16 protein-coding genes are annotated in these 15,462 nt (G+C 35.7%); 10 read left to right on the forward strand and 6 right to left on the reverse strand.

Going from position 1 to position 15,462, the window contains the following annotated elements:
- Positions 1 to 85 precede the first annotated feature (85 nt).
- Entirely contained in the window at positions 86 to 652 is a 567-nt protein-coding gene (locus LXM54_RS10550; protein ID WP_267913347.1) for a hypothetical protein, read from the reverse strand.
- Between the two features lie 121 nt (positions 653 to 773).
- The gene (locus LXM54_RS10555) at positions 774 to 1,289 is read right to left on the reverse strand and encodes a DnaA N-terminal domain-containing protein (protein ID WP_233315145.1); all 516 of its coding nucleotides are present in this window, start codon (positions 1,287 to 1,289) and stop codon (positions 774 to 776) included.
- A 648-nt stretch (positions 1,290 to 1,937) separates the two neighbouring features.
- Between LXM54_RS10555 and LXM54_RS10560 the strand changes: the two genes are divergently transcribed.
- From LXM54_RS10560 to LXM54_RS10575, 4 genes are all read left to right on the forward strand, one after another.
- Complete coding sequence (locus LXM54_RS10560) at positions 1,938 to 2,309, forward strand: DUF956 family protein (protein ID WP_233315146.1); 372 nt, start codon at positions 1,938 to 1,940, stop codon at positions 2,307 to 2,309.
- A gap of 490 nt (positions 2,310 to 2,799) precedes the next feature.
- Positions 2,800 to 3,774, forward strand: a complete 975-nt coding sequence (locus tag LXM54_RS10565; RefSeq protein ID WP_233315147.1) for a mannose/fructose/sorbose PTS transporter subunit IIA — start codon at positions 2,800 to 2,802, stop codon at positions 3,772 to 3,774.
- 32 nt (positions 3,775 to 3,806) lie between these two features.
- Positions 3,807 to 4,613 (forward strand): PTS mannose/fructose/sorbose transporter subunit IIC, encoded by an 807-nt coding sequence (locus LXM54_RS10570; protein WP_233315148.1) that lies wholly within the window; start codon positions 3,807 to 3,809, stop codon positions 4,611 to 4,613.
- An 18-nt stretch (positions 4,614 to 4,631) separates the two neighbouring features.
- Positions 4,632 to 5,543, forward strand: a complete 912-nt coding sequence (locus LXM54_RS10575; RefSeq protein WP_233315149.1) for a PTS system mannose/fructose/sorbose family transporter subunit IID — start codon at positions 4,632 to 4,634, stop codon at positions 5,541 to 5,543.
- Positions 5,544 to 5,631: 88 nt separating this feature from the next.
- On the opposite strand, the gene LXM54_RS10580 is transcribed toward LXM54_RS10575, so the two are convergent.
- Positions 5,632 to 6,324, reverse strand: a complete 693-nt coding sequence (locus tag LXM54_RS10580) for an ArsR/SmtB family transcription factor (RefSeq protein ID WP_233315150.1) — start codon at positions 6,322 to 6,324, stop codon at positions 5,632 to 5,634.
- Positions 6,325 to 6,459: 135 nt separating this feature from the next.
- On the opposite strand from LXM54_RS10580, the gene LXM54_RS10585 reads away from it, so the two are divergent.
- The gene (locus LXM54_RS10585; RefSeq protein WP_233315151.1) at positions 6,460 to 7,350 is read left to right on the forward strand and encodes a DMT family transporter; all 891 of its coding nucleotides are present in this window, start codon (positions 6,460 to 6,462) and stop codon (positions 7,348 to 7,350) included.
- Positions 7,351 to 7,651: 301 nt separating this feature from the next.
- Complete coding sequence (locus tag LXM54_RS28490; RefSeq protein ID WP_396953806.1) at positions 7,652 to 7,849, forward strand: DUF3953 domain-containing protein; 198 nt, start codon at positions 7,652 to 7,654, stop codon at positions 7,847 to 7,849.
- Between the two features lie 194 nt (positions 7,850 to 8,043).
- Here the strand turns inward: LXM54_RS28490 and LXM54_RS10590 are convergent, their stop codons facing one another.
- From LXM54_RS10590 to LXM54_RS10600, 3 genes are all read right to left on the reverse strand, one after another.
- Positions 8,044 to 8,190: a BH0509 family protein gene (locus tag LXM54_RS10590; protein ID WP_233315152.1), complete on the reverse strand. Its 147-nt coding sequence runs from the start codon at positions 8,188 to 8,190 to the stop codon at positions 8,044 to 8,046.
- Between the two features lie 674 nt (positions 8,191 to 8,864).
- Complete coding sequence (locus LXM54_RS10595; RefSeq protein WP_233315153.1) at positions 8,865 to 9,695, reverse strand: sulfite exporter TauE/SafE family protein; 831 nt, start codon at positions 9,693 to 9,695, stop codon at positions 8,865 to 8,867.
- 149 nt (positions 9,696 to 9,844) lie between these two features.
- A complete protein-coding gene (locus LXM54_RS10600; protein WP_233315154.1) occupies positions 9,845 to 10,726 on the reverse strand; it encodes a LysR family transcriptional regulator in 882 nt (293 codons plus the stop codon).
- A 608-nt stretch (positions 10,727 to 11,334) separates the two neighbouring features.
- Between LXM54_RS10600 and LXM54_RS10605 the strand changes: the two genes are divergently transcribed.
- From LXM54_RS10605 to licT, 4 genes are all read left to right on the forward strand, one after another.
- Entirely contained in the window at positions 11,335 to 12,270 is a 936-nt protein-coding gene (locus LXM54_RS10605; RefSeq protein WP_233315155.1) for an HNH endonuclease, read from the forward strand.
- 259 nt (positions 12,271 to 12,529) lie between these two features.
- Positions 12,530 to 13,303, forward strand: a complete 774-nt coding sequence (locus tag LXM54_RS10610) for a sunset domain-containing protein (RefSeq protein WP_233315156.1) — start codon at positions 12,530 to 12,532, stop codon at positions 13,301 to 13,303.
- A 195-nt stretch (positions 13,304 to 13,498) separates the two neighbouring features.
- Complete coding sequence (locus LXM54_RS10615) at positions 13,499 to 14,113, forward strand: hypothetical protein (RefSeq protein WP_233315157.1); 615 nt, start codon at positions 13,499 to 13,501, stop codon at positions 14,111 to 14,113.
- A gap of 473 nt (positions 14,114 to 14,586) precedes the next feature.
- Positions 14,587 to 15,423: a BglG family transcription antiterminator LicT gene (licT, locus tag LXM54_RS10620; protein ID WP_233315158.1), complete on the forward strand. Its 837-nt coding sequence runs from the start codon at positions 14,587 to 14,589 to the stop codon at positions 15,421 to 15,423.
- Positions 15,424 to 15,462 lie beyond the last annotated feature (39 nt).

The raw sequence follows: 15,462 nt of genomic DNA on the forward strand, positions 1-15,462 counted from the left end.
CAATCTTCTTTCAGACGTTTCTCATCATAAACACTATATGCGTTATACGTAAAAAAGAAGCATATCAGATATGCTTCTAGCGTTATTATGATGGATACCATGAAAGCTTGCTATCACTGTCCAATGGAAGCGATTTTGTTTCAGCACTCAAGGAATCAAACCATTTGCTTGCAATCTCTTCCTTTGCCAGTTTTGCATTAGCATCATCTTCCCAAATGATATGGGAAAACCATGCTCCCGTCGCCGATTCGAATTGCAGTTCAGCAAAAGCAATCAAAGAATGTTCAGCCTGTGCGAAATTGCCATTAACTGCCGAGGCGACAGACGCTGCTTGCGGCATTAATTCATTCTTAATTTTATCCTTTATGTTAGCATCTTCAAGCTCATCCCACATTACTAATTTCCCATCGAGCTGATAGAAAATTTCAAAAGATGGTTGTGTTCTCATATCCACTAAAATAAAGGCACGTTCCACGGAATTGTTTGCTGCCTTAACAGTATTTACGATAATATTTTGCGCCATCTCCACCCAAAAATTGATGGCTTCCTCTTCAGGTGAGCCTAAGTAAAACTCTTCTTCAAGCTCTGTTGCAGCAGCTTCTCCTTTGTTAACGTCTTCGACTTTCTTAAAAAACCGATTAAAAAATCCCAACTTATACACTCCCATTCTAGTATAATCTTAATGCAATTATTATAGATTATTTTACAGTTTTAACCAAATGTTTCGTCGGTCATGGTATTGATTCCTCCCTTTTTCCTATTGAACCAATACTTTAATTAGTAACAATAAAGCTTAATGACGGCCTTATTCCCATAATTTTTTCAAGAGAGCTGGCAATCAAGCTTGCATATCGTTCTTCTAACCAATCACGTGCGAAGGTATTTGGACAAAATATGCGAACATATTGCGAATCTTTCATTTCAATCGTTGTGTCTTTGAGCCATGTATGAAAAGAGGGAGCAGATAATTTCCCTTTGATATCATTCAATGTTTTTTGCCAAATTTCTTGATTAGCAGGGGCATTGTATTCTTCGTTCTGATTTTCTTCCTGCGACAGACTATTATTCCTTTTCATAGTCTTCATTTCCTCTTTTAGCTTCAGATAAGTACTAAGGTCCTCTATATCAAAATCGATAAATGATTCAACTAAAACTCCAAACTCTTCATAAGATAGTTCAGAATACTTGAATAACACAAATGCCCCTTTAAAGTCTTCCTTTTGTAATGCCATCTCAATTCGCTGCTTATCAATTGTTTTGTATATATCCTTCATTGTTAAAGTATCCATTGTAGCCTCCTTAGATGGAAAGAGTGTAAAAAAATTATAAAATGACTTAGCAGCGAGCACAAATATAAATAGACCTAGCAAATCATAGAGGTAATTTGATATAGATAGAGGCAGAAATTAAGATTTAGCAAGTAAAGATAGTATTCTTTTAATGTAAAATTAAAAGGAAGTTTGGCACTCGAAGTGGTAAAAATATTGGACATTTGCATCAGCTGTCTTGCTAAAAAAATAGTGAAAAACACAGACAAAGTTGATGAGAAAGAGCATGACATTCGTCCATTTATGATTAGATAGCTGAACAGCCTTGGTGCAATGGTGCTTTACGCTGCTCCTGCCTATGTTTTATCTTGCTAGACTACTAGTTTTATAGCAGGATATGTTGGTTGTCGTTGGCAGTAAAAAAACATTGTAATAAAAACAAGGAAATGCTGATCAGACATAGTGTTTGAGGGACTTTTTTATTAAATGGTACAAATAGTGTCTATAATAAGACACTATTTGTAAACTAGTTAAAATATGTCCTAAAGTTAGAGGGACTTTCCAATTATTTTTAAAGATAATTTTCCTTGCTGACACCATATTTTTTTTGCACAAATGAAAAAAACACGTATAATAATGTTAATTAATATTAGAAATGGAGTACACAAAATGGTCCAATCAATTAATACAAAAGTCGATTTAGTTAGTGATGCAACTTCACATATGGGGATTTCAGAATATGGAAAAATCATGATTGGCGACAAGGGATTTGAATTCTTTAACAGTCGTGATGCTCGGAAGTTTATTCAAATACCTTGGGATGAAGTTGATTTTGTTACGGCATCAGTTATGTTCAAAGGGAAATGGATTCCTCGTTATGCTGTTCAAACGAAACGAAATGGGAAGTATATATTTTCTTCTAAAGAGCCTAAAAAAGTTTTGCGCGCCATTCGCAATTACGTAGATCCAAGCCATATGGTCCAATCTTTAAGTTTCTTTGATGTTATTAAACGGGGTTTTAAGAGTAAAGTAAAAAAATAGTTTTGCCTACCATTTTGGCAGAAAAATTATATTACAGTGATTATGTTGTCTACAATTCCGTTTGAATAAACCAGCCAGAAGGGCTGGATGTATTCATGCTGCAAGTATACTTGGTGAGAATCGTTAAATTTTTTTAAAATCTTTCTTGTAAGCGTTATATTAGTGTGCTATAATTTCTTTGGAAGCTCAGTAAAGAGGCATCCAAATTTTTAACTATTAATTTAAAGCGTTTACATAAAACTGGATATTTATCATATTTTTTACGTGTTACTGATTCGATCAGGCATGAGTTAAAAGTATTGATTTTTTTGAGGATTAAGGGGCAATCTATACCTATATTCTCATTTAAAATCGACTTTTTACTCATGCCTTTTTTGTTATTTATATCGAAAATGTAACCGCTTTAAATGAGTTGAAAAAAACAGCTGAATAATATTTGGTTAAATCACCATGTTATTTAGCAGTAACACTAATAAAAGGAGGTAAAAAGATGGTAGGAATTATCATTGCTAGTCACGGTGAATTTGCCACTGGTATCATGCAATCTGGAGCAATGATCTTCGGAGAGCAAGAAAATGTAAAAGCAGTTACTTTGATGCCGAGCGAAGGACCTGATGATGTCAAAGCAAAAATGAAAGAAGCAATCGCCTCTTTCGACAACCAAGACGAAGTATTATTCTTAGTCGATCTTTGGGGTGGAACTCCATTCAACCAAGCTAACAGCTTGATTGATGAACACAAAGACAAATGGGCAATCGTTGCTGGTATGAACTTACCGATGTTAATTGAAGCATATGCATCACGCTTCTCGATGAACACAGCCCATGAAATTGCTGCCCATATTTTAGGAACAGCAAAAGAAGGGGTTAAAGTAAAACCGGAAAGCTTAGAACCAGCAGACACAACTGCTGCAGCTGCTGCCCAAAAACCTGTAAATGCAGGTGCGCCTGGTAAATTTGAATATGTGTTAGCACGTATTGATTCTCGTTTGCTTCACGGCCAAGTAGCAACAGCATGGACAAAAACGACACAGCCTACGCGTATTATTGTGGTATCTGATGCAGTGGCAAAGGATGAGCTTCGAAAGAAATTGATTCAGCAGGCTGCTCCTCCAGGTGTTAGGGCACATGTTGTACCAATCAAAAAAATGATCGAGCTTGCCAAAGACGATCAACATTTCGGCGGTCAACGTGCATTACTTCTGTTTGAAAGCCCGCAAGATGCACTTAGAGCGGTTGAAGGCGGTGTTCCATTAAAGACAATTAACGTTGGTTCCATGGCACACTCACCTGGTAAGGTTCAACCGAATAAGGTTTTGGCCTTTAGCCAGGAAGATATCCATACTTTCGCTAAACTGAAAGCAGCGGGCCTAAACTTTGATGTACGGAAAGTTCCGAACGATTCAAAAGGCAATATGGATGAAATTCTTAAAAAGGCTCAAGAGGAATTAAATAAACAAAAATAATCGTAAATAGAAAGAACGGGAGGACTAATAACATGGATTTAAATATGATTCAAATAATATTAGTCATTATCGTAGCATTTTTAGCTGGTGTAGAAGGTATCTTGGATGAATTCCACTTCCACCAACCTATCATTGCTTGTACGTTAATCGGCTTAGTTACAGGAGAATTAGTACCATGTCTTATTTTAGGTGGTACCCTGCAAATGATCGCTTTAGGCTGGGCAAACATTGGAGCTGCAGTAGCACCTGATGCTGCGTTAGCATCTGTGGCATCCGCAATTATACTAGTTTTAAGTGGACAGGGCGAAGCTGGCGTGTCCTCTGCAATCGCGATTGCTGTTCCTCTTGCAGTTGCAGGTTTATTGCTAACAATCATCGTTCGTACAATTGCAACAGCATTAGTACATTTGATGGATGCAGCAGCTAGAGAAGGAAACATTAGAAAAGTGGAAATGTGGCATATCGTAGCTATCTGTATGCAGGGCTTACGTATTGCTATTCCTGCTGTATTGATTTTAGCTATCGGAGCAGGTCCTGTTAGAGAATTGCTAGAAGCGATGCCAACATGGTTGACAAGCGGCTTAGCAATCGGCGGGGGAATGGTTGTAGCAGTTGGTTATGCAATGGTTATTAACATGATGGCTACGAAAGAAGTATGGCCATTCTTCGCAATTGGTTTCGTATTAGCGACAGTTTCACAAATCACACTTATCGGTCTTGGAGCTATCGGTGTGGCTCTTGCACTTATCTACTTAGCACTTTCTAAGCAAGGCGGCTCAGGTGGCGGCGGAAATTCCAACAATGGAGATCCACTAGGCGATATTATCGATAATTACTAAGAAGGAGGGGAATAAACAATGGAAAAAGAATTGAGATTATCAAAAAGAGATCGTATTTCTGTTTGGTGGCGTTCCACTTTCCTTCAAGGTTCTTGGAACTACGAACGTATGCAAAACGGCGGTTGGGCATTTTCAATGATTCCTGCCATCAAAAAATTATATAAAACAAAAGAAGATCGTGCAGATGCACTAAAACGTCACTTAGAATTCTTTAATACACACCCATATGTTGCTTCACCTATCATTGGTGTAACACTAGCACTTGAAGAAGAACGTGCTAACGGTGCACCTGTTGAAGATACAGCCATTCAAGGTGTTAAAGTCGGAATGATGGGACCTTTAGCAGGTATCGGAGATCCAGTTTTCTGGTTTACCATTAAACCAATCCTTGGTGCATTAGCAGCGTCCCTGGCATTGACTGGCAACATCCTTGGTCCAATTATTTACTTCTTTGCATGGAATATCATTCGAATGGCATTCACATGGTATACACAAGAATTTGGCTACAAAGCTGGTTCCAAAATTACAGACGACTTATCTGGTGGAATACTTCAAAGTATAACAAAAGGTGCCTCTATACTCGGGATGTTCATCCTCGGAGCGTTAGTTAACAGGTGGGTATCCGTCCAATTCACACCAACAGTATCATCTGTTGAATTAGACGAAGGTGCTTATATCGACTGGGATAACTTGCCTGCTGGAGCAGAAGGAATTAAAACCGCGCTGGAGCAGCAAGCAGCTGGTCTCTCCTTAGATCCAGTTAAAGTAACAACTTTACAAGCCAACTTAGACAGCTTAATCCCTGGTTTAGCAGGATTGCTGTTAACACTTCTTTGCATGTGGCTGCTGAAGAAGAAAGTTTCTCCAATCGTTATGATTCTTGGATTGTTCGCAGTTGGTATCGTATTCCATTTAATTCACTTGATGTAATTTAAATAGCACTTCCTGTTATGATGAAATGATTATAATAGGAAGTGCTTTATTTTTTATAAAGAAATCATGAATTAAAATCCTTCAATTAAAGCAGATTCTCGATTCCAAAAAATTCTTGGAATCCAGACTTCCCTCGCGCTGTAATCATGATTTCCCGAGAATTCTCTTTTGCTTCAATCCAGCCTAATTCAATATACCTCTCAAATAAACCGTTTCCTAATGCTCCTCCTAAATGATGAGTACGTTCACTCCAGTCAAGACATGCATGTGAAAAAGAGCGGCGTTTCTTAGATAAACCTACTAAATCTAATCCTAATTTTTGAAAAAAGGATTCTCCTTTTGCTGTTACGATGAATTGTTTATCACTTCTTTCTATGTATCCTGCATCTTCCATTATTTTTGTTAGTTGTACACTTACGCGTCCCGCTAGATGATCGTAACAGGTTCTCGCATTTTCTAGCCTTTTTAATTGACTTGATTGTTTTAATGAACGAATTTCTGGTGGTGGAGAGATAGACATTAATATCTCAAGTGTATTCGCTACTTCTTCATTTGCTAATCGAAAATATCTGAAACGTACATTTTTTTCCGTAGTCACAAGATTATTTTCGACTAGTTTTGCAAGGTGGAAGCTGGCCGTTTGTGGTGTGATTTTGGCCATATATGCTAGTTCGCTGGCTGTATGGTACTTTCCATCCATTAAACCTGCCAGTATAGTTGCTCTTGATTCCTCTGTAAGTAAAGCGGTCATGGCCGTAATATTCGGACTTATACTCAATTTTCAACACCTCTGTAATCCATACTTCGATAAGCATCGTATTATATAGCTCTTATAATAATAGTAAAGAAACGTAATCACAAGGGAGGGCAAGGTTTTAAATTTGGAGAAAAAAGCTTGGGAGGGTCTGAACAAATGACTAAATACAACTTTTTTATATTAATTATCTTGACTACTGCATTAATGGGCTCATCATTTGCCATCGGTAAAATAGGTTTAAGCTATTCAAGTCCTTTATTATTGGCTGGGTTACGATTTGTTCTTGCTGGCATTATTATGGCTGTTATCGTAAAGAAATTTAAAAGACCGCAGCCTAGTGGTTATAGAAATTGGCGAAGAGTCCTAATTATCGGAGCTCTACAAACAGCAGGCGTAATGGGGTGTATTTTTATTAGCTTAAGAACAATTACAGCCAGTGAATCTTCCATCCTAACTTTTATGAATCCTTTATTAGTAATTATTTTTGGGACTATTTTTATGGGTAACCGTTACAGATGGTATCAATGGAGCGGTGTTGTCCTAGGATTTGTTGGTGTTGGAATTATATTGGGCGGAATTAAGGATTTTAATATAGGCATAGTTTTTGGAGCTTTCTCCGCTGTTTTTTGGGCAATTTCAACATTATTAGTTAATAAGTGGGGGAGGCATTTTGATACATGGGCACTTTCTGCCTATCAAATGCTATTTGGTGGGGGAATACTCCTCTTTTTAAGTTTCTTACTCGAAGATCCTTTCTTTTATATCAATAAAAACTCGATATTAATTCTTTTATGGTTAAGTATCATGTCTTCAATCGTTCAATTTGCGGTATGGTATTTTCTCTTACAAAAAGGAGATCCAGGTAAAACAAGTTCTTATTTGTTTTTAGCTCCATTTTTTGGTGTTTTAACTGGGAATATATTGCTACAGGAGGTTATTTCTTATTCGCTTATAAGTGGAGGAATATTCATTTTGTTAGGAATTTATCTTGTAAATAACAACTTTAAGAAAGAAATTGTTAGCAGCAATAGTTATCCCTTACGATAAATCAAAATGTAGGAGGAGCGTTTAAAGATGGAAAATAAAACGTGGAAAGATTATTTTTATGAAATAATTAAGGCATTATTGCTTTATAAATAAGGAACCATTCGACGACTATGGAAAATACTTAGTTTACGAAGTAAATACATACATTGTTAACAATTTCTGCTCAAGTTATCTTAATGAAACATTTACTAACCTTATACGTATATTTAGAGGGAAAAGTGATTATTGCGGAGGTAGATAAATGGCAGGAAAAAAATTCAATCTATTATTATTACTTCAAATGATTTTGACGCCTATTGTTATGGTTATATGCATTTATAATGTAGTTACCCAAAATTTCACCTTGCAACCATTAGCGTTCCTGCTTCTGAGTGCAATAGTCATTATTATCGGATTGCGAGAATATAAAAGAACGAAGAGTTTTAGGTGGGGTATCTTTTATCTATGCACATCGCTTTTTGTTTTATACGTAGCTGTCCAGGGGTTTATGTATAATTAATAATTTTATTATGTAATAAACATAGTGGGTTAATTCAAATGTAATTCCGGATTTTCAGCCATTTTAGTAAACAGAAAACATAAGGGATTCTTGATAAGAAAGAGATTGAGACAAACCATTTGGAAAAAATACCGAAAACAAACCGGGAAAATCGGCTTAAGGATTTTCCCGGTTTTTATTATTTTATATGGTTGTTACATATAATCATAAACTGAATCAACAAAATAGAGCCAGTGATAATATTCAATCTGTGAATCCGTCATTTTGGCGGTTTCTTTCTCATTGAATAAATGCTGCTCAAGTAATTCTTGAACTTTTGAATTTCTTTCGATTCGGCTCATTATAAATCCTCCCTTTAGTTTGAGAAGTAACGAAGTTTTTGAATATTATTGAAAACGTTTTCCATATATGTTTATTATATATCTCAATATGAGATTAAACAAATATTAAAATTAGATGGTTTTTCGAAAAATAATACGTAAATGTTATTTATCTTCATTCTTTATTAAGCATGACCGTATTTCTTAAGCTTTGTTCATTAGTGGGAAGGGAATGGATTTGAAGAATGGTTAATGCAATTTCAGGGTAACATTGTCAGGCAACCAATTCAGACCCTAATTTGGCTTTTGTGAATTGGCATGTTAATGAGGTGTTTCGAGGGCCCAGTTACGAGATTCATTAAATAATTTAGCCTAGCCCATAATCAAACAGTAGGACGGTAATTTTGAAAAGGCCGTTCTGGTTTGCATTATGGGTAACCAATCATAGAGACTAAACTATAAAAAGATGAGTTATATATTCAATAAATCACCAAAATACTTAAGATTTTTCAGCAGGCTGCAGCATAATAGTGACTATATTTAGACACTATAAATAAACCTTGATATAAAAGGTTTTTTATCTAAGTTGAAACATAGATAATAATTGTTTGAAAAAGACAAGTGACTATTCATTGGCACCTTCTAATAACGAAATATGGCAATATCAATACTTCTCCTTTACGAACGAAGAATGTTCAACTTAAATACATCCGAAAACCAATTATAATCAACAGCACAGACAGCATTTGCAAAATCACCTTGCCTGGAATTTTTCTCGACAGCAGCACACCGATCTGTGAACCGATAATTACGCCAATACTGCCCCATAAGACTGTGTTCCAATCAATACTGCTGTAGAACAATTGCAAAAAAACTCCGACTAGAGAATAAATGGTTAAGGAGAAGATAGATGTTGCTGTAGCAATATGTGTTGGCAATTTAAAGGCGTAAATCAATATTGGAACTAGCAGCCAGCCGCCCCCAATTCCTAAGTAGCTTGAAAGGATGCCCATAAAAAACCCGATTGGGAGAATAGAGACTAATGGCAGACATGCAGTCTCCTTAAAATCAGGAGTTTTCTCAACTGCAGCAGCTACTTCATCTTCACCACTGCCTTCTTTGCTTAATAGCCGCCTTTTCTTTTTTAAGCTCGCAAATGGGGGATTTTTAGTAAATAGGAAAATCCCTAAAGCAACTAAAACTGTTGCGAATATGACATAAAAATAGCTGGATGAGTAGATTTGCAGCAGCCAAACTCCGAGTAGGGAACCAGGAATGGCGCCAGCGCTAAGTGTTAAGCCTGTATGATAAGAAATTCGTTTTTGTTTTGCATATCCTACAACTCCTGAGAGAGAGTTTATTAACACAATCACTAGACCAGAGCCGGCTGCAAGTTTTGGATCCATATGGAATATGAGCAGAAGAGCAGGTACAAAGATAAAGCCGCCGCCAGACCCAACTATTGTGCCGTAGCCTCCAGCAATGATGCCAACGATAACCAGTAAAATACAAATATAAATGTCCAAGATACTTTCCTCCTAACCCTTATACATTAAGGCTATCAAAGGAATGAGTTATTGTATATTTGAATAATTTTATATCCTATAAGCAACTGTTATACCCATGACGGACAACCTAAAAAAGCAGGTGCTTCCTAGAAGCACCCTGCAAAAAATTAATGGCGAATATATTGAATGAAGTATTTTAACCCGGACTTTTTAAAGCGGTGAGATTTTTGCACCATCCATAAATCTCGGGAAATCAGGAAATTGCTTATTTTAACTTCATGCAATGTTCCGTATTGGATCTCCCTGGTAACCGTTAACTTTGGGAGTATGCTGACACCTAAGTCTGCTTCTACCGCACTTTTAATTGATTGATAGCTACCCAGCTCCATTGCACTTTTAATCTTTTCAAGTACGCCATGTTCAGCTAATGCAGACTCAACAATCACGCGTGTACCTGAACCAATTTCTCTCCAAATCATTTTTTCATCAAGCAATTCCTGAATACCTATTTGCTCTTTATTGCTCCAAGGATGGGCAGGAGAGGTTACAAGGATAAGCTCATCATCCGCAAACTTCTCTCGAATTAAGCTATCGTTATCAACCCCACCTTCAACAAAAGCAATATCGATTTCGTTATTTTCAAGTTTAGCTAAAACCGTAGGTGTGTTTCCGAACGAAAGACTGAATTTCAAGTCAGGATAGCTCTTGCTGAATTGTCCTAATAATCCTGGCAATAGGTATTCACCAATTGTGGAGCTGGCTCCAATATTTAAAACGATTTCCTCGTTTCCAGTCAATTCCTGGATAGCCTCAAAAGAAAGCTTAGAATACTCGACCATCTCTTTTGCATATGGATAAAGAATTTCACCTGCTTTTGATAAGGTCAATTTTCCAGCGTTTCTCTCAAACAGCTGTGCTTGATAGATTTCTTCGAGTTGTCTAATCTGCCTTGTCACAGCAGGCTGTGTAACAAAGCTTAGGCGGGCTGCTTGGCTGATTGTACCTTCCTCAACAACGAGGCAAAACATTTTTAAGCTGTCTATGTTCACATCACAACCTCCAATATAAATGAACGACTTTATAGTCAATATCCAATAGTTTATATAGTGAATTGTATCATTTTCTCTATGGAAGAGCTTATGTGTTTGCTTTTTCATATGCAAACAACAGAGACTAGTTAGGGACTTAATATAGTCTCCAAAGGATAATATTCAACAGAAATAAACTATAAAAAATTGACGGAAATCTTGAAAAAACGATAGCAATCAATAGGATAGTCACTATATATAGACACTATTGTGTATACATAGATAATTCAACACTTATTAATAAAGATTCATTTTTGAAAAAGGTCAGTTTAACAGCTAAAATTCTATTTAGCGGCATACTATGGTGACTTCAAAAATGCAATGATTTAAAAACTTGTCATAATAAGTCGAATTGTAGTGTTTTAGAGAGCCGTTAATGTCGATACTTATGATATAATTTAAGTAGTAATGAAGAACTAAATATCATCTGAATCAAATGCATCTAAAGCTTAAATATAGATAGTAAATTATACGCATCCAACAATTATCTTAATAAAAAGATAAAGCATTAATAAAAAATTAAACGGAATTATAAGAATCACAGCAAGCGGGTTACAGGGGGAAGCAGTTTGAACACATATATCGTAATGCAAGGAAGCAAGTATCATGAAGTAAGGGATTTAGGAATCATTTGGTCGCCTCAAATAGATAAGGGCGGCAATATAGAACATTCCTGGGAAAGAATGAAGGAAGTTAAAAAGGGCGACCGGATTTTTCACTATGTGAAAGGAAATATTGTTGCTATCAGCATTGCTAAAGAGGACTGCATCGAATCAAGAAGACCTCTTGTTTTACAATCTGACCTTTTTGATGACGAAGTAGGCTACTTAGTTGAGCTAGAGTATTATGAGCTGGATAAATCAGTTAATGTAAAAGGGAAATTTGCGGAAATTCTCCCAGTGCTACCTTTAAAATATTCACCATTTCAAGAGGATGCTAGCGGCAATTCAGGCTACTTATATCCATGTAACGAAGAACTAGCAATCAAGCTACTAGAGTTAATCGGTGAATTGAACATCTATTTAATTGATACAGAGCAATTGGAATTATCCATGGATTATATTAAAGTAACAGAACATAATACTTTGATTCCAGTAATTGCCGAAACAGAGTCAGAGGTTAAAACAAAAATCAGACTAGGTCAGCAACGATTCAAAAAAGATTTGTTGCAACTGTGGGGCTGTAAGTGTGCCCTTTGTGATATAGACCTTCCAGAACTGCTGCGAGCAAGCCGCTCTAAGCCATGGAAAGACAGCACGAACGAAGAGCGAATTGATCCATATAACGGCTTACTGCTTTGCTGCAATCATGATGCATTATACGAAAACGGCAAAATAGCATTTGATGGGCAAGGAAGATTGAATATATCTCCTGAAATAAAGGAGGAGGACTACTTGAAATATAGCTTATTAACGAAGAAGAAGATTAAGCTGAATCCGGAGAATAAAGTGTATTTTAAGTGGCATAAGCGAAATGTATTTGGTAAAAATCAAGAACTTTCTTGAACAACTATTTAGAGGCTCATATAGAGCCTTTTTTTTGTGGGAAATTATAAAATTATTAAAAGCCATTTTATTAAAAATAAGTAGGGATTCCACTGGTAATAATTACTATGATAAAAATTGTAAGACTGTGGTAATATCTTCTTGGGTCTAATAGACCATTCTAGAAAGAAGATTACATAATAATAGTTTTAAAGGATAATTTGTATAGGTGAAAAGTTGAGGAGGATAACTAGAGCTTTAAGTAATTTGGAGGTAAAATGTGAAATTCTTAAAAATATTTTTTTGGATAACTATTGTCTTTTTTATACTTTCTTTTATAGTATTTTCCATACAATGTCTACTATCTGATTGGTGGAATATCATCTTATTATTAATTATTTTAGTAGCGATTTTTTGGATTAAAAAAAGGAGACAAAATCAGCAGTCTTTTTGGCAAGGAATAATAGTTATTATTATTTCGTTGCTTTTATTTGCCTGGTTTTACATTCCGTGCGTAATAGGGCATTACAAAGAATTATTCTCGGAATCAGATACTAAAGTAACAGAGTCTCATGAACAACATGATAGTAGTAATAGTATGTCTGATGAGAACAAGGAAGAGGAAAAAGCAGAACAAGCAGAACAAGCTAAGAAAGAGCAAGAAGAAAAAGAAAAAGCAGAACAAGCTAAGAAAGAGCAAGAAGAAAAAGAGAAAGCGGAACAAGCTAAGAAAGAGCAGGAAGAAAAAGAGAAAGCGGAACAAGCTAAGAAAGAGCAGGAAGAAAAAGAGAAAGCGGAACAAGCTAAGAAAGAGCAGGAAGAAAAAGAGAAAGCGGAACAAGCTAAGAAAGAACAAGAAGAGAAGGAAAGAGTAGAACAAGCTAAAGAGCCAGAAATAGAGGGTACTTGTGACATAAAAGGTAATATTTCTAATTCTGGAGAGAAAATCTATCATATCAAGGGTGGAAGGTATTATGAGATTACTGATCCCGAGGAAACTTTTTGTTCAGAATCTGCGGCTATAGCTGCAGGATATAGAGAATCAAAAAGGTAGGAAACGAAGTTTTATTCAGATTCATATAATTATTATGTTCCTAATCAAGTCCTATTCAATGTTTTAATAAATCCTTTTTAAACTAATACACAATACTTTCTAGAAAATCGCTATATATTAACTATCTGAGATAGAGAATATAATAGTAACATACAATTTATAGGATAATTTTAATAATTGAGGGGAAACAATCGAATGAGAACAGTATTATATATAATGATGATTGGTTTGTTTTTTCTTGTTGCTTGTTCTGAGCAGCAAGAATCGAATAAGTCTACTTCAAACCATGTATCAACAGAAGAAGAAATAGAAGTGTCTACAAGTGAAGCGGCTTCAAAAGAAGAATCAGGAGCGTTTGAGGAAGAGAATAAAGAAGAGGATGAAGAGACACCAGTAATCAGTGAAGAAGTAGCTGGCGACGCTGAGGAAAAAGTTTCTGAAGAATCCTCAGAGGAAGAGACTGAAGCAGAGGAAGAGACAACTCAACAAATTACGACAGATGAAATCAAAGAAATTATTGAGTACTATTCACTGGGAGAAGATGATTCCTTAGGAAATTATTCCTTAGAAAATGGAGAAATTAAGGCAACAGTGGAACTAGCTCCAAGTGAATTATTTCCTGCAGAAGATATGGCAGTAAATGCTTACAGTCAATTATCAGATGAGTTATTGTATTATGACGGTTGGGATTTATTAACGGTTACATATGCTGGTGTTGGAACTATTAGTATGAATCGAAACGAAAAAGAAACCAATGAATATGGTGATTATTTTCCTACATTGGTTATAGAAGATAGATTAAGCTATTAAAGACTTCTTAAAACAAATATAAGAAAACGAGAGCTAGGAAATTCATTCTAGCTCTTTTCGTATTTTAAGCTATCCTTGGAGAGTTGCGTCCATAATATATATAGACAAAAAGTTAAGATGTAATCAATTTAATTGGTTGAAGAATAGAGCTAAGTGAATTTTTTGAAATTTTGCATTTGACAATGAAAACGGTTTACGTTATGATTTTAGCAATAAGTGGCATTGTTACTAAATACTATATTTATAGTTTTGAGAATGCAGACAAAGTCTACATTCGCTGAATTTCAAGTTGATTAAAAATGATGGTCTTACAAGGCGCGAACCCTAAATCGGAGCGGAGTTACCCTGCGCATTCGAGACGGGGTGAGAATGCAGTAAGTGAGCGTTTGTCATCAGCTTCACAACTAAAATATAGATTTTTAGGCAAAACCCATTGAACGTTTTAGGCAATAAATATATGGGAGGTCGCCGTTTTGTTGATCCATAAGGTACTCAACAATAATGTTGTTATATGTAAAGATGCTGAACTGAACGATATTATTGTTACAGGCAAAGGAATCGCTTTTCAAAAGAATAAAGGCGATGAAATTGATACAGCATCTAACATGAAAGTCTATACCTTAAATAACTCAACGGTGAAGAAGAAGTTCCAGGAAGTAGTATCGAAGATTCCAATTGAGTATATGGATATTAGTGAGAAGATCATTGATTATGCCAAACGGTCAATTGGAAAGGAAATAAATGATACTATTTATGTAACTCTCACTGATCATATTTACAGTACATGTGAGCGCTATCGCCAGCAAATTAAGCTGAAAAATGATTTGTATTGGGATATTAAGCGGTTATATAAAGAAGAATTTAAAGTCGGTGAAAAAGCGGTTGATAAAATCAGACAAGTGTTCCAGCTGGATATACTTGATGATGAAGCAGCCTTTATAGCGATGCATTTCGTCAATGCTGAGCTCGATAATAACGTCAATGACGTTGCGAGCATTACAATCGTTATTAACGATATTTTAAATATCGTTAAATACCATTTTAAAATCAGCTACGATGAAGACAGTATTAGCTATGGCCGTTTTATAACCCATTTAAAATTCTTCAGTTATCGCATACTAACCAAAAAGCCCAGCTTAGTGGAAGACAGGGAGCTGTTAAGCATCATTGCAGACAGATTTCCTGAAGCGGAGAAGTGCGCACAGAAAATTGAAAAAATGCTGTTGGAGCATTATGATCATCAGTTAACCATCGATGAGAAATTTTACTTAATTATTCATATTGACAGAATTGTGAAAGAAAGTTGTTAGGATTGTTACCTTAAAGGCAAAACCTAAGCATTCACTAAA

This window comes from Bacillus sp. Au-Bac7 (assembly GCF_021341655.1).
Taxonomy (GTDB): Bacteria; Bacillota; Bacilli; order Bacillales; family Cytobacillaceae; genus Niallia.

Bases quoted from the DNA above. Each gene is read 5' to 3' on its own strand.
- LXM54_RS10555 (WP_233315145.1), bottom strand. From the start codon at position 1,289: ATGGATACTTTAACAATGAAGGATATATACAAAACAATTGATAAGCAG.
- LXM54_RS10560 (WP_233315146.1), top strand. From the start codon at position 1,938: ATGGTCCAATCAATTAATACAAAAGTCGATTTAGTTAGTGATGCAACT.
- LXM54_RS10565 (WP_233315147.1), top strand. From the start codon at position 2,800: ATGGTAGGAATTATCATTGCTAGTCACGGTGAATTTGCCACTGGTATC.
- LXM54_RS10570 (WP_233315148.1), top strand. From the start codon at position 3,807: ATGGATTTAAATATGATTCAAATAATATTAGTCATTATCGTAGCATTT.
- LXM54_RS10575 (WP_233315149.1), top strand. From the start codon at position 4,632: ATGGAAAAAGAATTGAGATTATCAAAAAGAGATCGTATTTCTGTTTGG.
- LXM54_RS10585 (WP_233315151.1), top strand. From the start codon at position 6,460: ATGACTAAATACAACTTTTTTATATTAATTATCTTGACTACTGCATTA.
- LXM54_RS28490 (WP_396953806.1), top strand. From the start codon at position 7,652: ATGGTTATATGCATTTATAATGTAGTTACCCAAAATTTCACCTTGCAA.
- LXM54_RS10590 (WP_233315152.1), bottom strand. From the start codon at position 8,190: ATGAGCCGAATCGAAAGAAATTCAAAAGTTCAAGAATTACTTGAGCAG.
- LXM54_RS10615 (WP_233315157.1), top strand. From the start codon at position 13,499: ATGAGAACAGTATTATATATAATGATGATTGGTTTGTTTTTTCTTGTT.